This is a genomic window from Nostoc sp. 2RC (assembly GCF_014222165.1).
Lineage (GTDB): Bacteria > Cyanobacteriota > Cyanobacteriia > Cyanobacteriales > Nostocaceae > Nostoc > Nostoc linckia.
The window spans coordinates 1-871 of sequence record NZ_JACKZU010000759.1 but is presented as its reverse complement, the minus strand read 5'-3'; the positions used below and the strand labels follow the sequence as shown (position 1 = coordinate 871).

Sequence of the window (871 nt, the reverse complement as noted above, 5' to 3'; positions counted from 1 at the left end):
AATAAATCAATTTGATATGTATAGAATATTTTTCCTTCTTTATCTGTTTTAGTTTGTTTTTCCAAACTACTTCCAATTAATCCATAAATTTCTTTTTGGCTTTTTTGATTACTAAAAAAATCAAACTCTCTCAGTTTACATATAATTATATATAACCTAGTAAAGAAGGTTGATTTTCCATTTTTTGAGTCAAATATCTCTGTTTTGAACCTCAACGCTGAGATTATCTACCTACAGCCTAAACTATCTCGCGTTGACACACCTGTAACTGGATTTACGCCATCGGCTCGTTCGCACAATAGCGACACTTGATAGCGGTCAATTAAAGCATCGCTAAAATCAGCGCCAGTGACATCAGCATCATAAAAGCGGCTGCGGGTTAAAGTTGCTTCTGTAAAAATAGCATTTTTCAGATTAGCACCATCCATAGTGACGCGATCGACTAAAGCACCTGTCAAGTTCGCGTCTTCTAGATTTGCTTTTAATAAAACTCCTTTAGTTAGAATTGCGTTGGTTAAATTCGCGCCTTGAAAATTTGCCCCGCGCATTTCTGCCGCGACAAAAGTTACACCCGCCAAATCAGTATGGGAAAAATCGCGATTTTCCAAATTTGTACTGTTGTAGTTGATTGTGTTTAGTTGAGCAAAAGCAGGTTTGGGATTAAGTACTATCCACATCACTGCTAGTATCAAAATCATAACCAAACCCAAAAAGCGGAATAAAATCTTTTTCATAACTTTAATTATTAGTCATTAGTCATTGGTCATTAGTCATTCAATACGGTTCGGATAAGCAGTATGAACTTCCCTTGTGGTCTGGGAAAAGGTTAATGGTTCGACAAGCTCACCAACCGGGGTAAGGGGATTTGGAT

1 protein-coding gene and 1 pseudogene are annotated in these 871 nt (G+C 37.0%); both read right to left on the bottom strand.

The window, feature by feature from the left end; genetic code table 11:
* A pseudogene (locus GNE10_RS35615) lies at positions 1–215 on the bottom strand (hypothetical protein); the annotation flags it as partial.
* A gap of 12 nt (positions 216–227) precedes the next feature.
* A complete protein-coding gene (locus GNE10_RS34865; protein ID WP_099067583.1) occupies positions 228–734 on the bottom strand; it encodes a pentapeptide repeat-containing protein in 507 nt (168 codons plus the stop codon).
* Positions 735–871 lie beyond the last annotated feature (137 nt).